This is a genomic window from Serratia sp. CY47280 (assembly GCF_052168655.1).
In the GTDB taxonomy this organism is placed as follows: Bacteria; Pseudomonadota; Gammaproteobacteria; order Enterobacterales; family Enterobacteriaceae; genus Serratia; species Serratia bockelmannii.
In genome coordinates, this window is the sequence record NZ_JBJNMG010000001.1 from 586,830 (window position 1) to 607,637 (window position 20,808).

Below are 20,808 nucleotides of genomic sequence, written 5' to 3' on the forward strand. Positions count from 1 at the left end.
GGAGCGCGTTAGCGCATGCCGTTATAATATGACGAACTATTCGCATTCCTCTATTCGCATTGACCGCCCGCTATGACTGAACGCCGCAGTAAGCAAATTTCTTCGAGAAAACAACCGCAACAGGCGCGCTCCGCCGAACTGGTGTCCGCTATTCTGACCGCCGCTATTCAGGTTTTGGCGCAGGAGGGGGCGGCGCGTTTCACCACCGCCAGGGTGGCCGAGCGTGCCGGCGTCAGCGTCGGGTCGCTTTATCAGTATTTCCCCAATAAGGCGGCGATCCTGTTTCGTTTGCAGAGCGACGAATGGCGGCAGACCACGGATATGCTGAGCCGTATTTTGGCCGATCGCGAGAAAACGCCGTTCGCGCGCTTGCGGTTGTTGGTGCAGGCGTTTATCCGTTCGGAATGTGAAGAGGCGCAGATGCGCGTAGCGTTGAATGATGCGGCGCCGCTTTACCGCGATGCGCCGGAGGCACAGGCGGTAAAGGCAGCCAGCAAGGATATCGTGCAGGTTTTCATGTGCGAAGCGTTGCCTGGTGTTCCGCAGGTCACTCGCCGGTTGGCGGGCGATCTGATCGTCGGCACGTTGGGGGCGGCGGGCAAGCAATTCTCCGAAACGCCGCGAACCGATACCGAGATCGCGGCTTATGCCGATGCGATGGCGGACATGTTTTGCGCTTATCTGGCCGATTTAAACCGGCATCAGAGGCCGTAAACGCTTTTTAGGTGACATTGTCATTCACCGAGGGCTGCGCCTCCCGATGACAAACCGACAACACCAACTGCCGCAGCCAGCGGTGATCCGCCTCGGCGTCCAGGCGCGGGTGCCACATTTGCGAGACGGTAATGGGCGGCGTTTTCACCGGCAGCTCGAAGACGCGCAGCGGGCCATCGGCAGGTTGAGCCTGCAGGAAAGAGGTGGGCAGCAACGCCAACAGGTTCGAGGCTTGCGCCACCGCCAGCGCGGCGGGAAAGCTTGGCACCACGGCGGCGATATGGCGTGCCAGCCCCAGCTCCGCCAGCGCGGCATCTACCGGCCCGAGAATGCGCCCGCTGCGCGAGGCCACCACGTGGCCGCAGGCGGCGTAGTCGGCGACGCCAATCTCTGGCTGTTGCGCCAGCGGATGTGCGGTTCTCATCACGCCAACGAAGCGATCGCGGAACAGCGCCTGCAGGCGGATTTCCGGGCCCATGTCACCCAACACGCCGATCTCCAGATCGACCAGACCTTCACGCAGGGGGCGGTCGCTTTTCTCCGGCTTGGGCGCAAAGCGCAACCGCACCCGCGGCGCCTGTTCGGCGGCGGCGGCGATCAGCGCCGGGCCGAAGGCCTCGACGAAGCCGTCATTGGCGCGCAGCGTGAAGGTACGATCCAGCGCGGCGGGATCCAATGCTCCCTGCGCCGGACGCAGCACCGCACGGGCTTCGAACGTCGCGTGCCGCGCCCGCTCGCGCAGCGTTTCGGCATAGGGCGTCAGCACCATATGACGGCCGGCGCGCACCAACAGAGGATCACCGGTGGCCGTGCGCAGCCGGCTGAGGGTGCGGCTCATCGCCGAGGCGCTTAAACCGAGACGCCGCGCCGCGCCGGCAACGCTGCCCGTCGTCAGCAGCGCGTCGAGTGCGATCAGCAGGTTGAAATCAGGGTCGGTCATGCGTGCGCATCCTGTCGTGCTGAATAGGGGGAAAGGCGTTCGATGCAGTTTGTGCGTGCGAATGCTGCATCAGTCGCCATGCATTATGCCTGAGCCTGTTTTCGCTGTGCCATGACTTACCGCTAAAAAACCGGAGGGGGACTGGCCCGTTTGCCGTCTGAACATGGCGATAAACGCGGACGGATCGTTATATCCCAGGGTAGAGGCGACATATTTGACGGCTTTCCCTTCCTGTAACAGCGTCATCGCCATGAGGGTTTTGCTTCTCAGCTTCCATTCATTGAAAGAGATGCCGGTAGCGGCGAGAAATCGCCGCGACAGCGTACGCTCACTCAAGCCCAGCATGCCCGACCATTGTGTCAGGGTGTTGAGATCGTGCGGCGCGGCGCTCATCTTTTCGGTCATGATCTTGACAACGTCATCGCTGCCGAGCGGCAGGTAGCTGTCAAAACGCTCCGACAGCGCCAGCTGCTCAAGCAACGCGGTAACCAGCGTCTGGTCCTGAGGCGTGTGCGGATAGCCAATAAGCCTTTCTGAAAAATCGGCCAGCACCGCTTTGACGATCTTATTCAGCCGCAGGGTTTGCGGTCTGCTCGGTAAGGATTGGCATAGCGAGGGGCTGACATGAAGAATGACATAGTCAATTGCACTCTTTGCTACGGATTCATGTTCGGTATTAACGGGGAGCCAAATGGCATATTCCGGTGTGGATAAATAAATATTGTTCTCAATATTTATTTCCGCCAACCCTTTCATGGAATACATCAGTTTGCCCCATGGCAACGCCTGTAAAGGGAATTGCGTTCCTGCCGGCCAGGATTTATTTCTGAACCAAATCGATATTGGGATTTCCCCGGTCAATTCTGACGGTTTCATGACGCCTTCCTGTCCGTTCATGGCTGCGCCTTCCTATTATAACAATAAGTTGTCTGATAATCGGCATTTCTATTCTATGGGGAAAGCTTACTCTGGGCAGGTCATTCCCCTGGATAAAGGTAACAATATGTACGGTAAAATCATTGATCTTTCGGTGCCGCTGATGAGCGGGATCGCTTCCGATCCGGAGCGGTTTCTGCCGGAAATCGAGTATGTTGACAACAAGCGCGGAGCGTTGCAGCTGGCGGAATCATTTCCCGGCCTGGATCCCTTAGCGCTGCCGCGTCAGGAGGGCTGGGCGGTGGAATTTGTCCGCATGAGCACCCACGCGGGAACGCATATGGACGCCCCTTATCACTACCATTCGCATATGGACGACGGCTCTGCATCAAAAACCATTGATGAAATACCGCTGGAATGGTGTATCGGCCCTGGCGTCAAATTGGATTTCCGGCATTTTCCCGACGGTTATGTGGCCACTGCGCATGATATTGAGCGTGAATTAGCGAGGATCGGCCATCCTATCGCCGCCGGCGATATTGTCTTGGTCAACACGGCGGCCGGCGGGCGTTACGGCAGCGAAGATTTTATTCATCGCGGTTGCGGCATGGGCCGTGAAGCGACGCTGTATCTTACTGAACGTGGTGTCAGGGTGGTGGGCACCGATGCCTGGAGCTGGGACGCGCCATTCAGCCATACGCGCACCAAATTTGAACAAAGCGGCGATATTTCGCTTATTTGGGAAGGGCACTATGCCGGCAGTCAATATCCTTATTGTCAGATTGAAAAACTGTGCAATCTTGAATTGCTGCCGCCCTGTGGATTTAACGTGATCAGTCTGCCGGTGAAGGTTTATAAGGCATCCGCCGGCTGGGCGCGCCCGATTGCAATTATCGAAGCTCAAGCGGGAGAATAAGCGATGGCCAGAATGAAACTGCCGGTAGTGAGTGAATTAACGGCTGAGCAGCAGCAGCAATATGCCCGTTTTCCCGCCAATCTTACGCTGGGTCTGTTGAAAACCAGCCGTTCGGCGCAGGGATATCTGTCCCTGGGCGCTTCTTTTCCGGCCGGGCGACTGTGTGATAAAGATCGGGAAATGATCATATTAAGGGTTGGCGCGTTAAGCCACAGCGCTTATGAGCGTATGCAACACTATCCGCTGGCGATCCTTGCGGGGTGGCGCGATGACGACATCGAGAAAATAGAGCAGGGTGTGGGCATCGACGCCAGAGGGACGGCCATCTTGCATTTTGTCGATGAATGCGTGAAGCAGGTGAAGGTCTCTGCCGACACATTTAACGCGGTCAGGCGCTATTATGACGAGGTTCAACTGGCTGAACTGGCATTAATGATTGGGCACTACATGATGACGGCGCGCTTTTTGGAAACGCTGGAAATCGATCTGGACCTACAAGCGACATCCTGGGAAAACATGTCAACGGATTGAATACGCGCACGGCGTGAGCGCGATAAAAAAGCCGATAACCTGGGGTTATCGGCTTTTAATGCGCAGTGGCAGAGGGTTACGCGGGCAGCTGCTGGGCGGTTTTCTCGACCAGCGCCAGCAACAGCTTGATGTCTTCCAGCGTCACGATCGGGTTCAGCAGCGTCATCTTCAGGCAGGTCACGCCATCGAACTCGGTCACGCCGACGTTGGCGCGGCCCGATTCCAACAGGGCGTCACCGATACGCTGGTTGAACAGCGCGACGGCCGCATCGCCGTTCGCCGCCAGCTGCGCCGGACGGTAGCGGAACAGCACGCTGGCCAGCTGCGGCTGCATCACCAGTTCCAGTGCTTCTTGATCGGCGATGTAGCGCGCCACCTGTTGCGCCAGCGTCACGCCATGATCGATGATCTCGGCGTATTGCTTCTGCCCGAGCGCTTCCAGCCCCATCCACAGCTTCAACGCATCGAAGCGGCGGGTGGTCTGTAGCGACTTGGACACCAGGTTCGGCACGCCTTGCGCTTCGTCGAACTCGGAGTTCAGGTAGGCCGCCTGATAGCGCATCAGCTCGTAGTGGCGCTCGTCTTTCAGCAGGAAGGCGCCGCAGCTGATGGTCTGGAAGAACTGTTTATGGAAGTCCAGGGTGATGGAGTCCACCAGCTCCAGGCCGTCCAGGTAGTCGCGGTACTGCTCGGAAAGCAGCAGCGCGCCGCCCCAGGCCGCATCCACGTGCACCCAAATCTGCTGCTCCGCCGCCAGCCGTGCGATGTCGCGCAGCGGGTCAATGGCACCGGCGTCGGTGGTGCCGGCGGTGGCGACAATCGCCATCACCTGCTCGCCGTTGGCCTTGGCCTGCGCCAGTTTTTCCGCCAGATCGTTCACGTCCATGCGGGCGAAGCGATCGGTTTTCACCAGGGTGACGGACTGATAGCCGAGGCCCATCAGCGCCATGTTCTTCTGCACCGAGAAGTGGGCGTTTTCAGAACAGAACACCTTCAGCTTGCGCAGATCGCCCACCAGACCGTCCTGCTGCACGGAGTGGCCCTGACGCGCGAAGAACGCGTCGCGCGCCAGCATCAGCCCCATCAGGTTGCTCTGGGTGCCGCCGCTGGTGAACACCCCGGCGTCGCCGGACGGGTAACCGACCTGGGCGCGGAGCCACTCGATCAATTTCATTTCGATCAGCGTGGCCGACGGGCTCTGATCCCAGGAGTCCATGCTCTGGTTAGTGGCGTTGATCAGCACTTCGGCAGCCTGGCTAATCACCAGGCTCGGGCAGTGCAGGTGCGCCACGCACTGCGGGTGGTGCACCGACAGGCTGTCTTTCAAAAAGTACTCGATGGCGCGCTCGATCGCCGCCTGGTTGCCCAGGCCTTGCGGGGTAAAGTCTAGCTGGATGCGCTCGCGCAGTTCGGCAACGCTTTTGCCCTGATACATCTCGGGCTGTTGCAGCCACTGCACGACGGCTTCACTGCTCTGTGCGATCGCCTGGCGGTAAGCCTCGGCGCTGTGCGCCGAGGAAGCCAGAATCGGGTTTAACTTGGACATCGCGGTCATTCGCTCCAATCAGACTGGCTTGACGCCGGCGGCCAACAGCGCCTGCTCAAATTTATCCAGGAAAATACCCAGCTCATCATTGGTGATCAGCAGGGAAGGCAACAGGCGCAGTACACAGCCGTTGCGCCCGCCGCGCTCCAGGATCAAGCCGGATTCGAAGCATTTTTTCTGCAGCAGCGCGGACAGCTCGCCATCGGCCGGGTAACAGCCCATGTGATCCTGCGCTTCGTTCGGCTTGACGATCTCGATGCCGATCATCAGGCCCAGACCGCGGACGTGACCGATCACCGGATAACGTTTCTGCAGCTCGGTTAGCTTGCCTTTGAGCCATTCGCCCTGAGCGGCCACTTTATCGGCGACCTTATGCTCTTTCAGGTACTGCAGGGTGGTCAGGCCGGTGGCCATCGCCAGCTGGTTGCCGCGGAAGGTGCCGGTGTGGTGGCCCGGTTCCCAGGCATCGAACTCTTTTTTGATGCCCAGCACCGCGAGCGGCAAGCCGCCGCCGACCGCTTTCGACATCACGATGATGTCCGGCTCGATGCTGGCGTGTTCGAAGGCGAACAGCTTGCCCGTACGGGCGAAACCGGCCTGAACTTCGTCGATGATCAGCAGAATGCCATGCTCCTGCGTCACTTTGCGAATGCGCTGCAGCCACTCGGCCGGCGCCGGGTTAACCCCGCCTTCGCCCTGAACGGCTTCCAGGATCACCGCCGCCGGTTTACGCACGCCGCTTTCCACGTCGTTGATCAGGTTGTCGAAGTAGTAGGTCAGCGCCTTGACGCCGGCTTCGCCGCCGATGCCCAGCGGGCAGCGGTATTCATGCGGATAAGGCATGAACTGCACTTCCGGCATCATGCCGTTGATCGCCGCCTTCGGCGACAGGTTGCCGGTGACTGACAGCGCGCCGTGGGTCATGCCGTGATAGCCGCCGGAGAAGCTGATCACGCCGGAACGGCCGGTGTGCTTTTTCGCCAGCTTCAGCGCGGCTTCCACCGCATCGGCGCCGGACGGGCCGCAGAACTGCAGGCAATACCCTTTGCCTTCGCCAGGCAACAGAGAGAGCAGGTAATCGGAGAAACGATCTTTCAACGGGGTCGTGAGATCGAGAGTATGTAACGGCAAGCCGCTGGTAATGACATTTTGGATGCTTTGCAGGACGTCGGGGTGATTATGTCCAAGAGCCAACGTTCCCGCCCCGGCCAGGCAATCAAGATATTGATTATTCTCAACATCAGTGATCCAAACGCCCTGGGCTTTCGCAATTGCCAACGGCAATTTGCGCGGATAACTCCTAACATTCGACTCAAATTCGGCTTGACGCGCCAAATAGGTTTCATTGTTTCCGTTTAATGAGTTTGCAACTAAAGTATCAATACGGACTTTATCCGTCATCATATCTCTCCTACAACCGAAGGTCTCAAGACGCAACGATTGAATTAATGAATTAGAAAAGTAACTGCCTTGTGAAAAGCGCGACCAATATATGGCTTTTTTGCCTGGGACTCAATAGCCGATTTTGTTTTGAATTGTTTAGTTTTTTCTTAGGCTCATCAATATGTTGTTGATTTGTTGACCGTTGGTTTTGCCAGCAAAAAACAACATTTCTTTAACATTGCGTAAAAATCCTTTTCTGCTTTCCTTTGGCTACTTCTTTAATGCATTTATTATTAAGGTGAATTTCCGATTAATAACATAAATAGAAAATAGCGGCTTATTTTCATCTATTCACCACCTTAAGTCCTATAGCGGTTATATACACAAAATTTGTGATGAATATAAGCGGTCGAGCGTTAAAAGCGCAGTACCCAGAGTGGTGATTTCTTGCAGATTTTACGTAGCGCGATCAAAAAAGCGGGATTTTTGTGCGGTGCCGGCGAGTCTGCCGGCACCGCGGTTATTAACGTTGCCGTAACCAGGCGTGATAGCGCCGCAGAGTGCGGCGGGTGCGCCACCGGTCGATGAGCAGCGACCACAGCGGGGAGTAACGCACGTTGCGCGTCCGATCGCGGCTCAGGGCGTGCATGCGGCGCTTGATCAGCGCCATACGGGCGAGCAGCGTCAGCGTTTTATCGCGCCATTTTACCGGTGCGGGCAGCGCATGAGGGGCTTCGCCAGTTTGCCAGCGGTGCGGCAGATCGGGAATTTCCGCCATGGCGGTGGCGATGCCGACCACCGCGATGCCGCTGTTCAGCACCCGTTGCGCCACCGACGGGCGGGCGATGCCGCCAGTAGTCATCACTGGCATGCGGGCCACTGCGGCGAGATCGCGGGCGAAGGTCAGAAAATAGGCTTCGCGCGCCAGCGTGCTGTCGTCCGCCGCTTCGCCCTGCATCGCCGGGCTCTCATAACTCCCGCCTGACAACTCCACCAGATCGACCGGCAGTTCGTTGAGCATCAACAATACCTGTCGGGCCTCGTCCGGCGAAAAGCCGCCACGCTGAAAATCGGCGGAGTTCAGTTTGACCGCCACGCAAAAGCCTGGCGAGACACGCTGGCGCACCGCGCGCACCACCTCCAGCAGCAGGCGGGCGCGATTCGCCAGCTCGCCCCCCCAACGATCGCTGCGCTGGTTGGACAACGGCGACAAGAACTGGGAGATGAGGTAGCCGTGCGCCGCATGGATCTGCACGCCGGTAAACCCGGCCTGTTCGGCGGCGTGCGCGCTGGCGGCGAAGCGGGCGATCACCTCGGCAATCTGCGCTTCGCTCATGGCCTGCGGCGGGGCAAACTGCTTGCTGTACTTGCCCATCGCCATTGGGATGGCGGAGGGTGCCCAGGCGTTGCCGCCCATGTTGGCCATCACCTGACGGCCCGGGTGGCTGAGCTGCATCCATACCTGCGCGCCTTCTTGGCGCGAGGCCGCCGCCCAGGTTTTGAACGCCTCGAGCGGCGTATCCTGTTCCAACACTACGCCGCCGGGGCCGGTCATGGCGCGTCCGTCGATCATCACGTTGCCGGTGATGATGAGGCCGGCGCCGCCGATACCCCAGTGGCGATACAGGCGCCATAGCGCGGGGCCGGGCAGTTGGCCTTCATCGGCCAGATTTTCTTCCAACGCGGCCTTGGCCAGACGGTTGGGTAAGCGGCTGCCGTTGGGCAGAATCAGTGGGGTAAACATCGGGTACGTTCCTGTCGCAGGGGGAATGGCGCTATATTAGGGTTAAAGTTAACTTTAAGGTCAATAGGGCATGAAAATCGGAGAGTTGGCGGAGCGCGCCGGCATGGCCGCGTCGGCGATACGTTACTACGAACAGCAGGGTCTGCTGCCCAAAGCGGTGCGCGGCGTTAACGGATATCGGGTGTATAGCGAAAGCGCGCTGGAGCGGCTGCACCTGATCCAAATCGGCCAGAATCTGGGGTTTTCGCTGCAGGCGATCCGCGGGGTATTGGCGCTGCAGGGCAGCGCCTATCAGGATGGGTTGATACAGGGCGTCGACAGCCGGCTGGCGGAAATCGAGCGGATGATGGCGACGCTGAACGAGCAGCGTGAGACGTTGATGGCGACGCGGCGTATTCTGTTGGAATCCGGCGTGGCGGGATTATGCCGCGTAAAAAATGAAAAACAGGCCGGTGCGTGGCCGGCCTGCAAAGATTAACGGTGTTTAAAGGCGGCGCGCCCGGCATATACCGCCGCGATGCCCAATTGGTCTTCGATGCGCATCAGCTGATTGTATTTTTCGATCCGCTCGCCGCGGCACGGCGCGCCGGTTTTCACATGGCCGGCTCGCATCGCAACCGTCATATCGGCGATAAAGCTGTCGACGGTTTCGCCGCTGCGGTGTGAGATAAAGGCGCCCCAGCCATTTGCCTGGCAAAGCTGCACGGCGGCGAAAGTTTCGCTCAGCGTGCCAATCTGGTTCAGCTTGATCAGCGCCGCATTGGCCAATCTTTCATCAATCCCGCGCTGGATGTATTTCACGTTGGTGACGAACAGATCGTCACCGACCAGTTCCACCTGATCGCCCAGGGCGTCGCTGAGAATGCGCCAGCCCGCCCAGTCGTCCTCGGCCAAACCGTCTTCAATCAGCACGATGGGAAAATCTTGCACCAGCCGCTGGTAATAGGCCGTCATCTGTTCGGCATCCAGTTCAGCGTTTTCGCTGCGCAGGCGGTATTTGCCGTTGGCATAGAATTCACTCGAGGCCGGGTCCATGCAAATGGCGATATCGTCTCCCGGTTGATAACCGGCTTTCTCTATCGCCTGTACGATCAGCTCCAGCGGTTGTCGGTTCGAGGCAACCGCCGGCGCAAAACCGCCTTCGTCGCCAACGCCGACCGACAGGCCTTTCTCCAACAGAATTTGGCGCAGCGCCTGATAAACTTCACTGCCCCAGCGCACGGCCTCGCGCAGCGACGGCGCGCCCAGCGGCGCTATCATAAATTCCTGAAAGTCCGCACCTTGCCAGCGGGCATGCACGCCGCCGTTGATGATATTCATGCAGGGCACCGGCAGCAGGTTGGCGCCGAGACCGCCCAGATAACGATACAGCGGCAGCTGCGACAATTGCGCCGCGAGGCGGGCGGCGGCCAGAGAAACGCCGAGCAGGGCGTTGGCCCCCAATCGGCTCTTGTTCTCGCTGCCGTCCAGTGCGATCAACCGGCGGTCAATCTCCCCTTGTTGGCGTACATCCACCCCGCGCAGCGCTTCATTGATCGCCGTTTTGACGCTTTGCACCGCTTCCTGAACGCCTTTACCGCCGTAACGGTGCGGATCGCCGTCGCGGTGTTCCACCGCCTCGCGTGAACCGGTGCTGGCGCCGGAGGGAACCGAAGCCCGTGCCACGACGCCCGCCGCAGTCATTTCAACTTCGACGGTGGGGTTGCCGCGCGAATCCAGGATCTCTCTGGCGGTTACGTTTTCAATTTCATAGCTCATGGATGATCACCTCATTCTAGGGAGTGGGCACGTGCTTTATCAGCACGTCGATCGACAAATGGTTAATGAACTCGAAGCCGAAGGAGGCAAAGACGCCGAACGGACGGTTCTGATGGCCGAGCAGCAACAGATCGACGCCTTCACGGGCAATCAGGGCCTCGATGTCTTTGAAGCGGTGAATACTGACAATTGCGCGCACCTCCAGGGGGATTGTGCAGTCTTCCACCAGCCGGCTGAGCATGGCTTTGGCAGCGATCACCTCGCTGGACTGGCGATCTTTGGTTTGTGCATCGCTGAGGTAGTCCAGCTCGGCATAGTCGGCGCTGATGTGCGCCACGGTAATGCGCGTATTCATCTGCTGATTGAGGCGTTCGGCATGGCGCAACAGCAGCCGGCCGTCGCGTTCATCCTGCACCAGCAGTAAAGCATGTTGATAGAGCGACATGACTTATCTCCCTGCGTTAGCAATCTGTAGGGTTAACCACGGTAAAACCTCTTTTTTCCGGCTCGTCATGCCGGGCAGCGACACCTGCCGAATGGCCAGCACCCGGTTCGACGAGAAATACAGGGTAGAGCGGTGGCGGGTGATATCGGTAACCAGCAGCGCGGCCATCTCCAGCCCGGCCTCCTGCTTAGCCTGCTCGAGCGCCTGTTGCAGCGCGGGCAACAGCGGATCGATATCGCTCATAGCCCGCACTTCTATCTGCGACAGCAGCAGCGAGACGCTATGGATGCGGTAATTCTTGGCGTCACGGTGCAGCAACTGCGGGGCGGATTGCCCCGAAAGATCGGTTTTGGCGGCAAGCAATCCGGCGGTGAAGGCGTCATAGTCAACGTGAGAGATTGCGCATAACCGCGCGACCGCCACCCGATCCTGTTCGGTGGTGGTCGGTGCGCTCAGCGCAACGGTATCGCTCAAAATCGCGCCCAGCAGCAGCGTGGCCTGGGCGGAAGAAAGCGGCATCGGCGTATCTGACGTCAGTATGGACAGGATCACGGTGGCGCAACAGCCAACGGCGCGGATCCAGACATCGGGCGGGTTGCGGGTGATCAAGGTGCCCAGCCGGTGATGATCGATAACGCCGACCACATCGCTGTCGGGCAATGAGGCCGGCCCTTGTTCGACGTCGGTAAAATCCACCAGCCAGACTTTGCGGTCACGGAGATCGTCTGTCAGCAGCGCAGGCGTTTGTACGCCGGCGGCGGCCAGTATGTAGCGGGTTTCCGGCGTCAATTCGCCAAGGCGGAAAGCGACGGCCGGTTTGCCGAGGTGATTGAGCCAGTCCGCGACCACCAGCGCGCTGCAGATGCTGTCGCTGTCGGGATTTTTATGGCCGAAAACGTACAGCGGCATTTCCCGCACGGCGAGATCAGGCTGGGACGGAAAAGGGGTAATACGTGAGATTTCATTCATAGCGACTCCTGACATACCTGCCTAAAAAATAAAGCGAAGTTGTATATCAGGCGTCATCATCCGGTTCGAGCGAACGCGGCGGTTGGGAAAGGTGGAACACCATCACCTTGTGAACGACTGTAGCGCAGCGCGGTGGCAAACGCAACGCCCGGCAAAGCTGGCGAGAATGCGCAATCGGATTGATACTGAGTGAGTCTATGATGGACAAGGATATTTGCCGCTAACCGACGGATAGGCTGAACGGAATCACGCCGGCTGGCTGCGCCGGATCCGTGGGTGACACAATGGGAGACAACATGCTTGAACCCTGCTTCCCCGAAAACGAAGCCGAACGTCTGTCGGTACTGAACTCGCTGAACGTGCTGGATTCGAACTCGGTGGAAAAACTGGATCGTATTACACGGCTGGCGGCGAAATACTTCGGCGTCACCATTGCGCTGGTGTCATTGATCGACCGGGATCGCCAATGGTTTCTATCGCGCTACGGTCTGGATGTCCGGGAAACGCCGCGTAACATCTCATTTTGTGGCCATGCGATCTTGCAACGTGAAGCGCTGGTGGTGCCCGATACCGCCAACGACCCGCGTTTTTTCGACAATCCGCTGGTGATCGGCGGGCCGCGAATCGGTTTCTACGTTGGGCAACCGCTGCTGTCGCTCGACGGTTTGCCGCTCGGCACCCTGTGCATTATCGACAGCCAGCCGCAGCCGTTTTCTCCGGAACAGGTGGCCGACCTGCACGACTTCGCCGCCGTGGTGGAAGAGTACCTGCAGAGCATTGAACGCCATGTCTATACCGAAAACCTGAAGTCCAACCTGCAACGCTCGGAAGCCTTGTTCGAACAGACCTTCGCCCAGGCGGCGGTAGGGATGGCGCTGGTGTCGCTGCAGGGGTATTGGCTGCGGGTCAATCCGCGCATCTGCGAAATGTTACACTATTCCGAGCGCGAGCTGATGGATCGCACCTTTCAGGACATTACCTATCCGCTCGATCTCAACACCGATCTAGAAAAACTGCAGCAACTGCTGAGAAACGAGATCAGTACTTACTCGCTTGAGAAACGCTATTTCCGTGCCGATGGCTCGATCGTCTGGGTGCAGCTGACGGTGGCGTTAAACCGGCTGCCTAACGGCAAACCGGATCATTTCATCTCGGTTATCGTCGATATCAGCGAGCGCAAGGCGGCGGAGGCCGATCTGTTCTCTCTGCAACACGAGCTGGAACAACGCGTCGAAATCCGCACGCGGGAGCTGAACGTGGTCGTCAAGAAACTCAACGAAGAGATTGAAACCCGGGTACTCGCCGAATATCAGCTCAGCACGGAGAAGGAACGCCTGCGGGCCATTACTGACAACATGCCGGCGTTGATCAGCCAAATCGACGGTAATGAACGCTACCTGTTCGCTAACAGCGCCTATAAAACCTGGTTTGGCCTGGAAGAAAGCCGCCTTAGAGGAATGACGGTGCGCGATTTTATGGGGGAGAACGTTTATCAGATAGCGAAACCGATGATAGACAGGGCCCTGGCGGGGGAAATGGTGAGCTTCGAAAATGAGCTCCAGACCCAGAAGGGGTTGCTGATGATCCACACTACGCTGGTGCCGTGCGAGGCTCAGGGGTTTTACATTCTGTCCATGGACATTACCGAGTTGAAGCGCCTGCAGCAACGGCTGGAGTACGATGCTACGCACGACATGCTGACTGGGTTGACCAACCGCCGCGCTTTTCTGCGTCGGTTGTCCAGCACGGTGCAGGCCTGTTGCGAACAGCGGCAAATGGCGCTGGTGTTCATCGATCTCGATGGTTTCAAAGCCCTCAATGACAGCTATGGCCATGACTTCGGCGATCTGATCCTCAAGACGTTCGCCAGGTTGCTCAGCGCCTGCGCCGGCGAGCGCCATAGCGTTTCGCGCCTGGCCGGTGACGAATTCACGGTCATCCTGTGGCCGTTGGCGGAACCGCAGCGCGAGGTCAGCGAATTTTGCGAAAACGTGTTGGCGCGGCTGGCTGATATTTCGCAGATCGGGCAGCAGACGGTGAGCCTGTCCGCCAGCCTGGGGGCGGCGATTTCCTCACACACTGACGTGACGGAGGAGATGCTGTTGACCCGCGCCGACGGCGCGATGTATCAGGCGAAATCGGCCGGTAAGGGCACTTATGCCATCTGCGAGTTATGAGCGTGAAACGGTGACCGTCTCAGGGTAAGCTGTTTTCTTCTTTCCTATGGGCAGAACTCCGGACTGACTGCATGGCGTCTAATCATCAACACAAAGACTGGCTGGAACTGCGGCGCGATGACGAAACCGGCATCGAAAGCGTCAATGCCCACTTTCAGGGGCATGCCTACGATCCCCACGATCATGACGAAATGCTGGTGGGCGTGACGCAGCAAGGTTTACAACGTTTCAACTGTCATCGTTCCTTGCATACCAGCCGGCCGGGACGTGCCATGCTGATCGAGCCGGGCGCGGTGCACGATGGTCATGCGCCGCAGGCCGAAGGGTTTACCTATGCCATGCTTTATCTGCCGCAGCATTGGGTTTCCGATGCGATGAACCGCCGCGGATTAGGGGACGTTTCTGTGCTGGAAGGCGCCTTCCACAGCACGTTGACCGACGATCCGATGCTGGCGACCGCGATACAACAGGCTTTTTTTGCGCTGCATCAGGGGGAAGGCCGGCTGGCGTGCGATCAAAGCCTGGATCAACTGCTGACGCTTTTGGCGCGGCATATTCGCGTCAGGCCGGCTTCTCAAAGCGATGATGCTTTGATTGTGATGAATCGCTTACGAGACTACCTGCACGAGCACATGGCGGGTAACCCCAGCCTGGATGAACTTGCGCTTCAGTGCGGCCTGGACCGCTTCCGCCTGACTCGCCAGTTCACCCGGGCCTTCGGCCAGTCGCCGCATGCTTACCTGGTCCGGCTGAGGCTGCGGGCTGCACGCTTGTTGTTGGCGCAGGGGGAAGAACCGGCGCAGGTCGCGATGCAGGTGGGCTTTGCCGATCAGAGCCACTTGGGCCGCTGGTTCCAGCGCGCCTACCGTTTATCGCCGGCGGCCTATCAACGTCAGTGCACAAACGTTCTATACCGCTGATTCGCCCATCGCCGATGATGCGCTTTTATTTTAAGAGCACAACGGAGTAGAGCGAAACATGTTTGATACCAAGATAGCGTTTATCGTACGCGACGATCTGCAGACCTGGCAGCGGCTGAATGTGGTGGCCTTTCTGGCGACGGGCATCGCCGCCGCCGCCCCGGAAATCATCGGCGAGTGTTATGTGGATGCGCAAGGCAGACGCTACGGCGGCATTTCCGGGCAGCCGATGCTGATTTTTGCCGCGGATCTGCCGGGCCTGCAAAATGTGCATCGCAAAGGGCTGGAGCGGGAATTGACGTTGGTTCCCTATGTGTACGCCATGTTTGCGACCGGGCACGATGCAGCCAACCGGCAGGTTTTTCTCGCTGAAGACGCGGACAATCTGGATTTGGTCGGCCTGGCGCTGCGCGGGCCGAAGAAAGCGGTGGATAAGGCGATAAAAGGCCTGACGCTCCACGCCTGAGAATGTCTTTGCCTGGTTTACCGACTGGACGCGCGAAACGCTCGCGCATGTCCAGGAGGGTGACGCGTTTCCGATACGGCGCTTACGCCTGGAACGTCTGCAGCCAGGCGGCGAATTGGCTCACGACCTCATCGTCCCGATCGCGCAGCAGCAGGGAATAAACGCCGGTTCGGATAGTCAACGCTGGGAAAGGCGACACCAGCCGGCCAGACGACAGATGTTTGGCGCAGAACAGGTAAGGCACGACGGCCAGTCCCAGGCCGTCTTCGGCCGCCTGAATGGCGGCGAAGGTATGGTCGAGCGTCAGCGGCGGCGGCGAGGCGTCCAGTGCCGTCGGATAGGTATTCAACCAGCTGTGCCATAAATCCTCACGGGCGCGGATGCGAATGGCGGTATGCCCGGCCAGATTGTCTGGCGCGCTGATCGGCATGGTGCGCAAATAGCTCTGGCTGCAGACCAGCAGGCTGTCTTCCTGCAAAAAAGGGATCGCTTTCAGTCCGGAGAAGTGCGCGGGATCGCGCCGGATCGCCAGGTCAAACGGCATATTGCGATCGACGGCCCCAGTGGCGGTGGTGATATCAATCGCGACCTCCGGATGAATCTCGTTGAACGCTGCCAATTTCGGCATCAGCCAGTGCATGGTGAACGTCGGCAGGCTGTGTACCACCAGCCGCTGCCGGCCGACGCTCGCTTTCAGTGCGCTTTCCGCCGAAAACAATTCGCTTATCACTCGGGACGCAGTGCGGGAAAAATTCTCGCCGGCCTGCGTCAGCCGCACGGACTTGTGTCCGCGATAAAACAGTTTGAGCTCCAGCTGTTCTTCCAGGCTGCGGATGTGGCGACTGACCGCGCCGGTGGTGAGAAACAGCTCATCCGCAGCGGCGCTGAAGCTGCCGAGACGGGCGGCGGCTTCGAAAGCGGACAGGTGCGGCAGGGAGTGAATTTTTTTCATAGGTTGAGTCTAGCTCAACCAAGTGAGGGAGGAAAGATCGTTTGTCAGCCGTTGATTTTGCTCACTATGATGAGGCATCTCCTTCTGATTGCTGAGTTTATGATGCGGATCTTTTGCCTATCGGTCATGCGTGTTAATGGCGTTATCCTCACCCTGCGGTTGACAGGGAGGCGCCCCTGAGATGCGAGCTTTCTTTTTGCTTTGCGTGAGCCGGGCCGGCCTCTGCCTGGGCACCATGATGTTCGCCGGCGCACTGCCGACCATCAGAAGCGAGTGGCAGCTCGACGCCGCCTCCGCCGGTACAGTGCAGACGGTGTTCAGCCTGACCAACGCCCTGGCGTTGCTGGTGGCTTCCTGGTGGTGTGATTCGCTGGGCGCGCGTCGGGTGTATCTGCTGTTTTCCTGGCTGGGTGCCGGTGCGCTGATGCTGTTCGCCGTGTTTGCCCATTCGTATATCGGCGCACTGGTGTTGATGGCCTTCGTCGGCCTGACGCAGGGCGGCGCCTATACGCCGGCGCTGCTGTTAGCGATGGGGATGAACGGCCCGGCCCGACGCGGTTACGCCATCGGCATGATCCTGGCGGCCAGTTCATTGGGGTATTTTCTGTCGGTTTTCATCGCCGGTTGGAGCGCCATGCGCTGGGGCGCCGGCGTGGCGTTTGCCCTGTGCGCCGCCGGTGCGCTACTGGGGGCGCTGGCGGGTTCGTTGGCCCTGGTCGGTTATCAGGAACCGCAACCGCGCACGCTGGGGAGGAAGACGAAACGAGAAAGCTATGCTATCACCTATGCGACCCTGCTGTTGCTGATCGGGTATATCGCTCACAGCTGGGAACTGCTCGGTAACTGGGCCTGGGCACCCAGCCTGGTCAGCGAGGCGTTGAGCGGTTTCTCTCTGGATCCGCTCAGCGCCGGATTGATCGCCGCGGCGGTGATCCACCTGGCCGGCATGATCGCCACGCTGATTGTCGGCACCGTTTCCGACTATTTCAATCGTGCCTCGGTGCTGACGTTTGTGGGCGCCGCCGGTGCGTTGGGATCGCTGCTGATGGGGTGGTCGGCGAACTGGGGGCCGGGCTGGACGCTGCTGTTCGTCAGCATCGGCAGTTTCTTTATTCTTGGCGACTCCGGCGTGCTGTCGGCGGCGATGGCGGACAACGTGCCGCCGCAACAGCTCGGCAGCGTGATGGGCTGGCGATCGTTGCTGGGGTTCGGCATCGGTTCGTTCGCCCCGTTATCCTTTGGCATCGTGATGGATACCACCCAGAGCTGGGGCACGTCTTATGCCGTGTTGGCCTGCGGCGGCGGGGTAGCCTGCCTGGCGGCAGGATTGCTTTGGCGACAACACTTGAAATGAGGTTCGGACATCATTAAATGAATGGAACATCATCACGCATGGTTATCGTGGGCGCCGGGATTGTCGGCGCATCGATCGCCTATCATCTCGCGCGCCAAGGGCAGCACGTTATCGTGGTTGAGCAGGCGCATCCCGCGGCGGGAGCCACAGGCCGCTCGTTTGGCTGGATCAGCGAAGGCGTGCCTGAGGGCGCGCCCGACGCGTTTCTGCGGCGCGAGATCGTGGCTGACTGGATACGCCTGGCGCAGGAGATCCCGGATCTCTGGGTGAATTGGTCCGGCGCGCTCAGCTATGGTCAGGCGCCGGCGACGCAAAACCCCGATAATCGGCTTTTGCCCTCCGCCGAGGTGACCGCGCTGGAACCGGGGCTCAGGCAGCCCGATAGTCAAGCCTATTTTGCGGCGCGTGACGGCGCCGTCGATCCGCAAGAGGTGACACAGCGGTTGCTCGAATGCGTTCGCGCGTGGGGCGGGGAGTTGTTCCTGGGGCGAACCGTCAGCGGATTTTTGCGTGAAGACGGGAAGATAATCGGCATCGTTACCGAGGAAGGCGCGATTACCGCCGATCGGGTGGTGCTCGCCTGTGGCACGGGGATCTCGGCGCTGTTGGACGGTAGCGGATTCTCGCTGCCGATCGAGGCGTCGCCGGCCATTTTGTTACGCTATCACGCGGCGGCGCAGGTGGTGAACACGCTGATTGCGGGCGACGACATCGAAGTGCGTCATGCGCAAAATGGCGATCTGCTGGCGGCGGAAGATTATCCTGCGCACAGCGATGAAAATCGCGTGGAGGGCGAAGCGCAATCGGCGATTGAAGGGCGCCTGCCAGGCACGGCGCCCTTGCAACTGCAGGCGTGTTCGGTGGGGATGCGCCCCCGGCCGCGCGACGGTTATCCCATCGTTGGGCCGCTGGGCGCCACCTGCCTCTATGTGGCGGTGATGCATCCGGCCGTGATGTGCGCACCGACGCTTGGCCGGCTGATCGGCGACGAGCTGCTGCATGGCGTCAATTCCGCCATTCCGCACGCTTATCGCCCGGCGCGATTTATTAATGATGGGGTGTGAAGGGGGAGACCATCGCGATCTCCGGCAGACGGCGCCTTGGTCTCGCCGTTCAGGTTTCCCGACTACGGATCAGCACCGTAATACGCTCAACCCTGCAGCGGTTTTTTGCGCCGTCGGCGAGGCTCTTATATATTTAGTAGCATGCCTGAGGCAGGTTAGGCATGAAACGGCGGTCGATCTGGCCGCTGCAAGTACGACAGTTAATCCGTTCGCCAAGAGGCTGCGAGCCGGTGCTTTCGGTAGGGACAGCCGCCAATCGTTTTTACGGCGACCGAAGGCGGAGCAGCTACTCACAGGTCACGAGGACACTTACCATGCATAAGAGAACACTGGCGTCACTGCATTACGAAAACATGCCTTACGATGGGGTACACTTTCACATTTTGAAACGGGAGACGCCTGGCCATACGGCGTTGCTGAAGCTCGATGCGGGCAGCCAACAACCGGCGCGTTTTCATCCGGGCTGGGTGAAACTGATGGTGCTGAGCGGTGAACTGAAGGTTGACGATCAGACGTTGCAACCCCATGAGATGTTAATCATTCCTGCCAAGACCGCCTATACGGTACAGGCCATCACGGAAGTGATTTGTCTGGCGATTTCCGAGCTGGACGGCGCCGAGTTGGCCCGTTGACGAGATAACCATTCTGGATGGAGGAGAGCCTAGGCGCTCTCCCTATCCCTTTAGCATTAAGCCGCCCCCCAGGCTGAGCTACCTGCTGATTGATGCGCATACCTCCTGATTTAAGCCACCGCGCTTTCCCTTTCCATCACTTTCGGCCGCGTCGCCCCCGCAACGAGCCGCCATTGCGCAGCGCATGCGCAACGTCATCGCCTTCGTTTTAAGCAGAACGATGAAATTTTGGTGTAAATAGTGAGTTTCTTCGCATAAGGCCCCTGGTGTGGCTTGCGAGAACGTCACTATATGGAGGATCATGCGGCCTCTCTATCAAATAAAAGACATTCGCGTTATCAAAAGGGACAAACGACCATGGGATTCGACGTCGACAACGCCGAAACGAAACGCATCGACCTCAGCAGCCACGAAAACTCTGCGTTCGAGGTGACGGGGCTGGTGAAACACTACCCGGCGGGCTTTGTCATTCCTTACCACTCGCATAAACGCTGCCATTTGCTCTATTCGCAACAGGGTGTTATGGCGGTCGAGGCGAGCTGCGGACGCTGGATCGTACCGCCTACCACCGCAGTCTGGCTGCGGCCGGGGGTAGAACATCAGCTGGTCATGCAGAGCAACATTTGCGTTTACGGGATTTTTGTTGATGAATTCACCGCCGCGCGGTTGCCGTTGCGCGACGGCGTCTTGCAGGTGTCGCCGCTGCTGCGCGAGCTGATCGCCCAGTTGGCGACGCTGGCGCCCGAGGGCGAGGAGACCAAACGCCACGCGTTGCTCAGAGCATTGTTCCTCGAGGAACTGAGCCTGCAGCCGCAGCTGGCGCTGCATCTCCCTTGGCCGATGGAAGCGAGAATGGCTGACATTTGCCGGCAGTTGGTCATCACGCCGGCCGACGATCGCGGCATTGAGATCTGGGCGGATTCATTGTCGATCAGCGCGAAAACCTTCCAGCGTCACTTCACTCAACAAACCGGCATCACCTTTGGTCAGTGGAAACAGCGTCTACGGCTGTTGTCGTCCATCCCGCTGCTGCTGGCGGGCAACTCGATCATCCACGCCGCCTTCGAAAGCGGTTATGAGAGCCACAGCGCCTATTCGGTGGCGTTCAAAAAACTGTTTGGCGTTTCGCCTTCGCGCTTTACGCTATAGCCTTATGGCAGTGATCCGCTTGGAGATTGTTGTTGCTTGCACTCAGGTGAGCATCGACTGCTGAGCGAAGATACACGCCATCGCGCCGTGGTGACTGAGGGAGTATCAGAGAGGCTGTCCGCGCGGGCATTAACCATATTGATAGCAGGGCTGCGGCGAGACCGGCAAAGCTGCCGCCGATGATGATGACGTCATTATTCATGGTGAGATGTTCCGTTTTGTTGATTAAGGGGAGTGCCCGGCGGCGCTGTATCATCCGGCGAAAAGTTTGC

20 protein-coding genes and 1 riboswitch are annotated in these 20,808 nt (G+C 59.2%); of the genes, 11 read left to right on the forward strand and 9 right to left on the reverse strand.

From position 1 onward, the window contains the following. Positions 1-72 precede the first annotated feature (72 nt). On the forward strand, positions 73-714 hold the full coding sequence (locus tag ACJ8J4_RS02875) for a TetR family transcriptional regulator (RefSeq protein WP_049207637.1): 642 nt from the start codon (positions 73-75) through the stop codon (positions 712-714). A 7-nt stretch (positions 715-721) separates the two neighbouring features. On the opposite strand, the gene ACJ8J4_RS02880 is transcribed toward ACJ8J4_RS02875, so the two are convergent. After that, entirely contained in the window at positions 722-1,654 is a 933-nt protein-coding gene (locus tag ACJ8J4_RS02880; protein ID WP_197819064.1) for a LysR family transcriptional regulator, read from the reverse strand. A 69-nt stretch (positions 1,655-1,723) separates the two neighbouring features. Continuing rightward, positions 1,724-2,530 carry a helix-turn-helix domain-containing protein gene (locus ACJ8J4_RS02885; protein WP_226905806.1) on the reverse strand — a complete coding sequence of 269 codons (807 nt, stop codon included), beginning with the start codon at positions 2,528-2,530 and terminating at the stop codon, positions 1,724-1,726. On the opposite strand from ACJ8J4_RS02885, the gene ACJ8J4_RS02890 reads away from it, so the two are divergent. Both ACJ8J4_RS02890 and ACJ8J4_RS02895 read left to right on the forward strand, forming a co-directional pair. Continuing rightward, positions 2,529-3,446: a cyclase family protein gene (locus tag ACJ8J4_RS02890; RefSeq protein ID WP_264383947.1), complete on the forward strand. Its 918-nt coding sequence runs from the start codon at positions 2,529-2,531 to the stop codon at positions 3,444-3,446. The two genes, ACJ8J4_RS02885 and ACJ8J4_RS02890, sit on opposite strands and share 2 nt — an antisense overlap. Positions 3,447-3,449: 3 nt before the next feature. After that, a complete protein-coding gene (locus ACJ8J4_RS02895) occupies positions 3,450-3,977 on the forward strand; it encodes a carboxymuconolactone decarboxylase family protein (protein ID WP_197835888.1) in 528 nt (175 codons plus the stop codon). 76 nt (positions 3,978-4,053) lie between these two features. Here ACJ8J4_RS02895 and ACJ8J4_RS02900 read toward each other — a convergent pair whose 3' ends face one another. The 3 genes from ACJ8J4_RS02900 to ACJ8J4_RS02910 all read right to left on the reverse strand — a co-directional run bounded on the left by ACJ8J4_RS02900 (position 4,054) and on the right by ACJ8J4_RS02910 (position 8,650). Continuing rightward, a complete protein-coding gene (locus ACJ8J4_RS02900; RefSeq protein ID WP_043137457.1) occupies positions 4,054-5,523 on the reverse strand; it encodes a pyridoxal phosphate-dependent decarboxylase family protein in 1,470 nt (489 codons plus the stop codon). An 18-nt stretch (positions 5,524-5,541) separates the two neighbouring features. After that, positions 5,542-6,924, reverse strand: a complete 1,383-nt coding sequence (locus ACJ8J4_RS02905) for a diaminobutyrate--2-oxoglutarate transaminase (protein ID WP_197835890.1) — start codon at positions 6,922-6,924, stop codon at positions 5,542-5,544. A 505-nt stretch (positions 6,925-7,429) separates the two neighbouring features. Next, positions 7,430-8,650 carry an NADH:flavin oxidoreductase/NADH oxidase family protein gene (locus ACJ8J4_RS02910; protein WP_025302830.1) on the reverse strand — a complete coding sequence of 407 codons (1,221 nt, stop codon included), beginning with the start codon at positions 8,648-8,650 and terminating at the stop codon, positions 7,430-7,432. A gap of 70 nt (positions 8,651-8,720) precedes the next feature. Here ACJ8J4_RS02910 and ACJ8J4_RS02915 point away from each other — a divergent pair, with 70 nt between their 5' ends. Beyond that, positions 8,721-9,128 carry a MerR family transcriptional regulator gene (locus ACJ8J4_RS02915; protein ID WP_060447176.1) on the forward strand — a complete coding sequence of 136 codons (408 nt, stop codon included), beginning with the start codon at positions 8,721-8,723 and terminating at the stop codon, positions 9,126-9,128. On the opposite strand, the gene eno is transcribed toward ACJ8J4_RS02915, so the two are convergent. The 3 genes from eno to ACJ8J4_RS02930 are packed head-to-tail and all read right to left on the reverse strand — an operon-like array spanning position 9,125 to position 11,822. Next, entirely contained in the window at positions 9,125-10,408 is a 1,284-nt protein-coding gene (gene eno, locus ACJ8J4_RS02920) for a phosphopyruvate hydratase (protein WP_049204031.1), read from the reverse strand. The two genes, ACJ8J4_RS02915 and eno, sit on opposite strands and share 4 nt — an antisense overlap. A 16-nt stretch (positions 10,409-10,424) precedes the next feature. Further along, positions 10,425-10,853, reverse strand: a complete 429-nt coding sequence (locus tag ACJ8J4_RS02925; protein WP_025302833.1) for a universal stress protein — start codon at positions 10,851-10,853, stop codon at positions 10,425-10,427. A 3-nt stretch (positions 10,854-10,856) separates the two neighbouring features. Beyond that, on the reverse strand, positions 10,857-11,822 hold the full coding sequence (locus ACJ8J4_RS02930; RefSeq protein ID WP_089180902.1) for a DHH family phosphoesterase: 966 nt from the start codon (positions 11,820-11,822) through the stop codon (positions 10,857-10,859). A gap of 40 nt (positions 11,823-11,862) precedes the next feature. Further along, positions 11,863-11,938, reverse strand: a riboswitch (Fluoride riboswitch). A 180-nt stretch (positions 11,939-12,118) separates the two neighbouring features. On the opposite strand from ACJ8J4_RS02930, the gene ACJ8J4_RS02935 reads away from it, so the two are divergent. From ACJ8J4_RS02935 to ACJ8J4_RS02945, 3 genes are all read left to right on the forward strand, one after another. Then, a complete protein-coding gene (locus ACJ8J4_RS02935; RefSeq protein ID WP_043137367.1) occupies positions 12,119-13,999 on the forward strand; it encodes a diguanylate cyclase domain-containing protein in 1,881 nt (626 codons plus the stop codon). A gap of 71 nt (positions 14,000-14,070) precedes the next feature. Beyond that, the gene (locus ACJ8J4_RS02940; protein ID WP_197835893.1) at positions 14,071-14,919 is read left to right on the forward strand and encodes an AraC family transcriptional regulator; all 849 of its coding nucleotides are present in this window, start codon (positions 14,071-14,073) and stop codon (positions 14,917-14,919) included. 58 nt (positions 14,920-14,977) lie between these two features. Then, positions 14,978-15,385: a DUF2000 family protein gene (locus ACJ8J4_RS02945; protein WP_060433060.1), complete on the forward strand. Its 408-nt coding sequence runs from the start codon at positions 14,978-14,980 to the stop codon at positions 15,383-15,385. Positions 15,386-15,467: 82 nt separating this feature from the next. On the opposite strand, the gene ACJ8J4_RS02950 is transcribed toward ACJ8J4_RS02945, so the two are convergent. Beyond that, positions 15,468-16,337 carry a LysR substrate-binding domain-containing protein gene (locus tag ACJ8J4_RS02950; protein WP_043137356.1) on the reverse strand — a complete coding sequence of 290 codons (870 nt, stop codon included), beginning with the start codon at positions 16,335-16,337 and terminating at the stop codon, positions 15,468-15,470. A gap of 181 nt (positions 16,338-16,518) precedes the next feature. Between ACJ8J4_RS02950 and ACJ8J4_RS02955 the strand changes: the two genes are divergently transcribed. From ACJ8J4_RS02955 to ACJ8J4_RS02970, 4 genes are all read left to right on the forward strand, one after another. Next, the gene (locus ACJ8J4_RS02955; protein ID WP_225735576.1) at positions 16,519-17,691 is read left to right on the forward strand and encodes an MFS transporter; all 1,173 of its coding nucleotides are present in this window, start codon (positions 16,519-16,521) and stop codon (positions 17,689-17,691) included. Positions 17,692-17,708: 17 nt separating this feature from the next. Beyond that, entirely contained in the window at positions 17,709-18,755 is a 1,047-nt protein-coding gene (locus ACJ8J4_RS02960) for an NAD(P)/FAD-dependent oxidoreductase (protein WP_197835895.1), read from the forward strand. A 314-nt stretch (positions 18,756-19,069) separates the two neighbouring features. Continuing rightward, a complete protein-coding gene (locus ACJ8J4_RS02965; protein WP_025302841.1) occupies positions 19,070-19,387 on the forward strand; it encodes a cupin domain-containing protein in 318 nt (105 codons plus the stop codon). 357 nt (positions 19,388-19,744) lie between these two features. Continuing rightward, positions 19,745-20,536, forward strand: a complete 792-nt coding sequence (locus ACJ8J4_RS02970; RefSeq protein ID WP_025302842.1) for an AraC family transcriptional regulator — start codon at positions 19,745-19,747, stop codon at positions 20,534-20,536. Positions 20,537-20,808: the final 272 nt, after the last annotated feature.

Excerpts from the sequence above, each read along its gene's own strand:
- ACJ8J4_RS02875 (WP_049207637.1), top strand. The coding sequence starts at position 73 with ATGACTGAACGCCGCAGTAAGCAAATTTCTTCGAGAAAACAACCGCAA.
- ACJ8J4_RS02880 (WP_197819064.1), bottom strand. The coding sequence starts at position 1,654 with ATGACCGACCCTGATTTCAACCTGCTGATCGCACTCGACGCGCTGCTG.
- ACJ8J4_RS02890 (WP_264383947.1), top strand. The coding sequence starts at position 2,529 with ATGACGCCTTCCTGTCCGTTCATGGCTGCGCCTTCCTATTATAACAAT.
- ACJ8J4_RS02885 (WP_226905806.1), bottom strand. The coding sequence starts at position 2,530 with ATGAAACCGTCAGAATTGACCGGGGAAATCCCAATATCGATTTGGTTC.
- ACJ8J4_RS02895 (WP_197835888.1), top strand. The coding sequence starts at position 3,450 with ATGGCCAGAATGAAACTGCCGGTAGTGAGTGAATTAACGGCTGAGCAG.
- ACJ8J4_RS02900 (WP_043137457.1), bottom strand. The coding sequence starts at position 5,523 with ATGTCCAAGTTAAACCCGATTCTGGCTTCCTCGGCGCACAGCGCCGAG.
- ACJ8J4_RS02905 (WP_197835890.1), bottom strand. The coding sequence starts at position 6,924 with ATGACGGATAAAGTCCGTATTGATACTTTAGTTGCAAACTCATTAAAC.
- ACJ8J4_RS02910 (WP_025302830.1), bottom strand. The coding sequence starts at position 8,650 with ATGTTTACCCCACTGATTCTGCCCAACGGCAGCCGCTTACCCAACCGT.
- ACJ8J4_RS02915 (WP_060447176.1), top strand. The coding sequence starts at position 8,721 with ATGAAAATCGGAGAGTTGGCGGAGCGCGCCGGCATGGCCGCGTCGGCG.
- eno (WP_049204031.1), bottom strand. The coding sequence starts at position 10,408 with ATGAGCTATGAAATTGAAAACGTAACCGCCAGAGAGATCCTGGATTCG.
- ACJ8J4_RS02925 (WP_025302833.1), bottom strand. The coding sequence starts at position 10,853 with ATGTCGCTCTATCAACATGCTTTACTGCTGGTGCAGGATGAACGCGAC.
- ACJ8J4_RS02930 (WP_089180902.1), bottom strand. The coding sequence starts at position 11,822 with ATGAATGAAATCTCACGTATTACCCCTTTTCCGTCCCAGCCTGATCTC.
- ACJ8J4_RS02935 (WP_043137367.1), top strand. The coding sequence starts at position 12,119 with ATGCTTGAACCCTGCTTCCCCGAAAACGAAGCCGAACGTCTGTCGGTA.
- ACJ8J4_RS02940 (WP_197835893.1), top strand. The coding sequence starts at position 14,071 with ATGGCGTCTAATCATCAACACAAAGACTGGCTGGAACTGCGGCGCGAT.
- ACJ8J4_RS02945 (WP_060433060.1), top strand. The coding sequence starts at position 14,978 with ATGTTTGATACCAAGATAGCGTTTATCGTACGCGACGATCTGCAGACC.
- ACJ8J4_RS02950 (WP_043137356.1), bottom strand. The coding sequence starts at position 16,337 with ATGAAAAAAATTCACTCCCTGCCGCACCTGTCCGCTTTCGAAGCCGCC.
- ACJ8J4_RS02955 (WP_225735576.1), top strand. The coding sequence starts at position 16,519 with ATGCGAGCTTTCTTTTTGCTTTGCGTGAGCCGGGCCGGCCTCTGCCTG.
- ACJ8J4_RS02960 (WP_197835895.1), top strand. The coding sequence starts at position 17,709 with ATGAATGGAACATCATCACGCATGGTTATCGTGGGCGCCGGGATTGTC.
- ACJ8J4_RS02965 (WP_025302841.1), top strand. The coding sequence starts at position 19,070 with ATGCATAAGAGAACACTGGCGTCACTGCATTACGAAAACATGCCTTAC.
- ACJ8J4_RS02970 (WP_025302842.1), top strand. The coding sequence starts at position 19,745 with ATGGGATTCGACGTCGACAACGCCGAAACGAAACGCATCGACCTCAGC.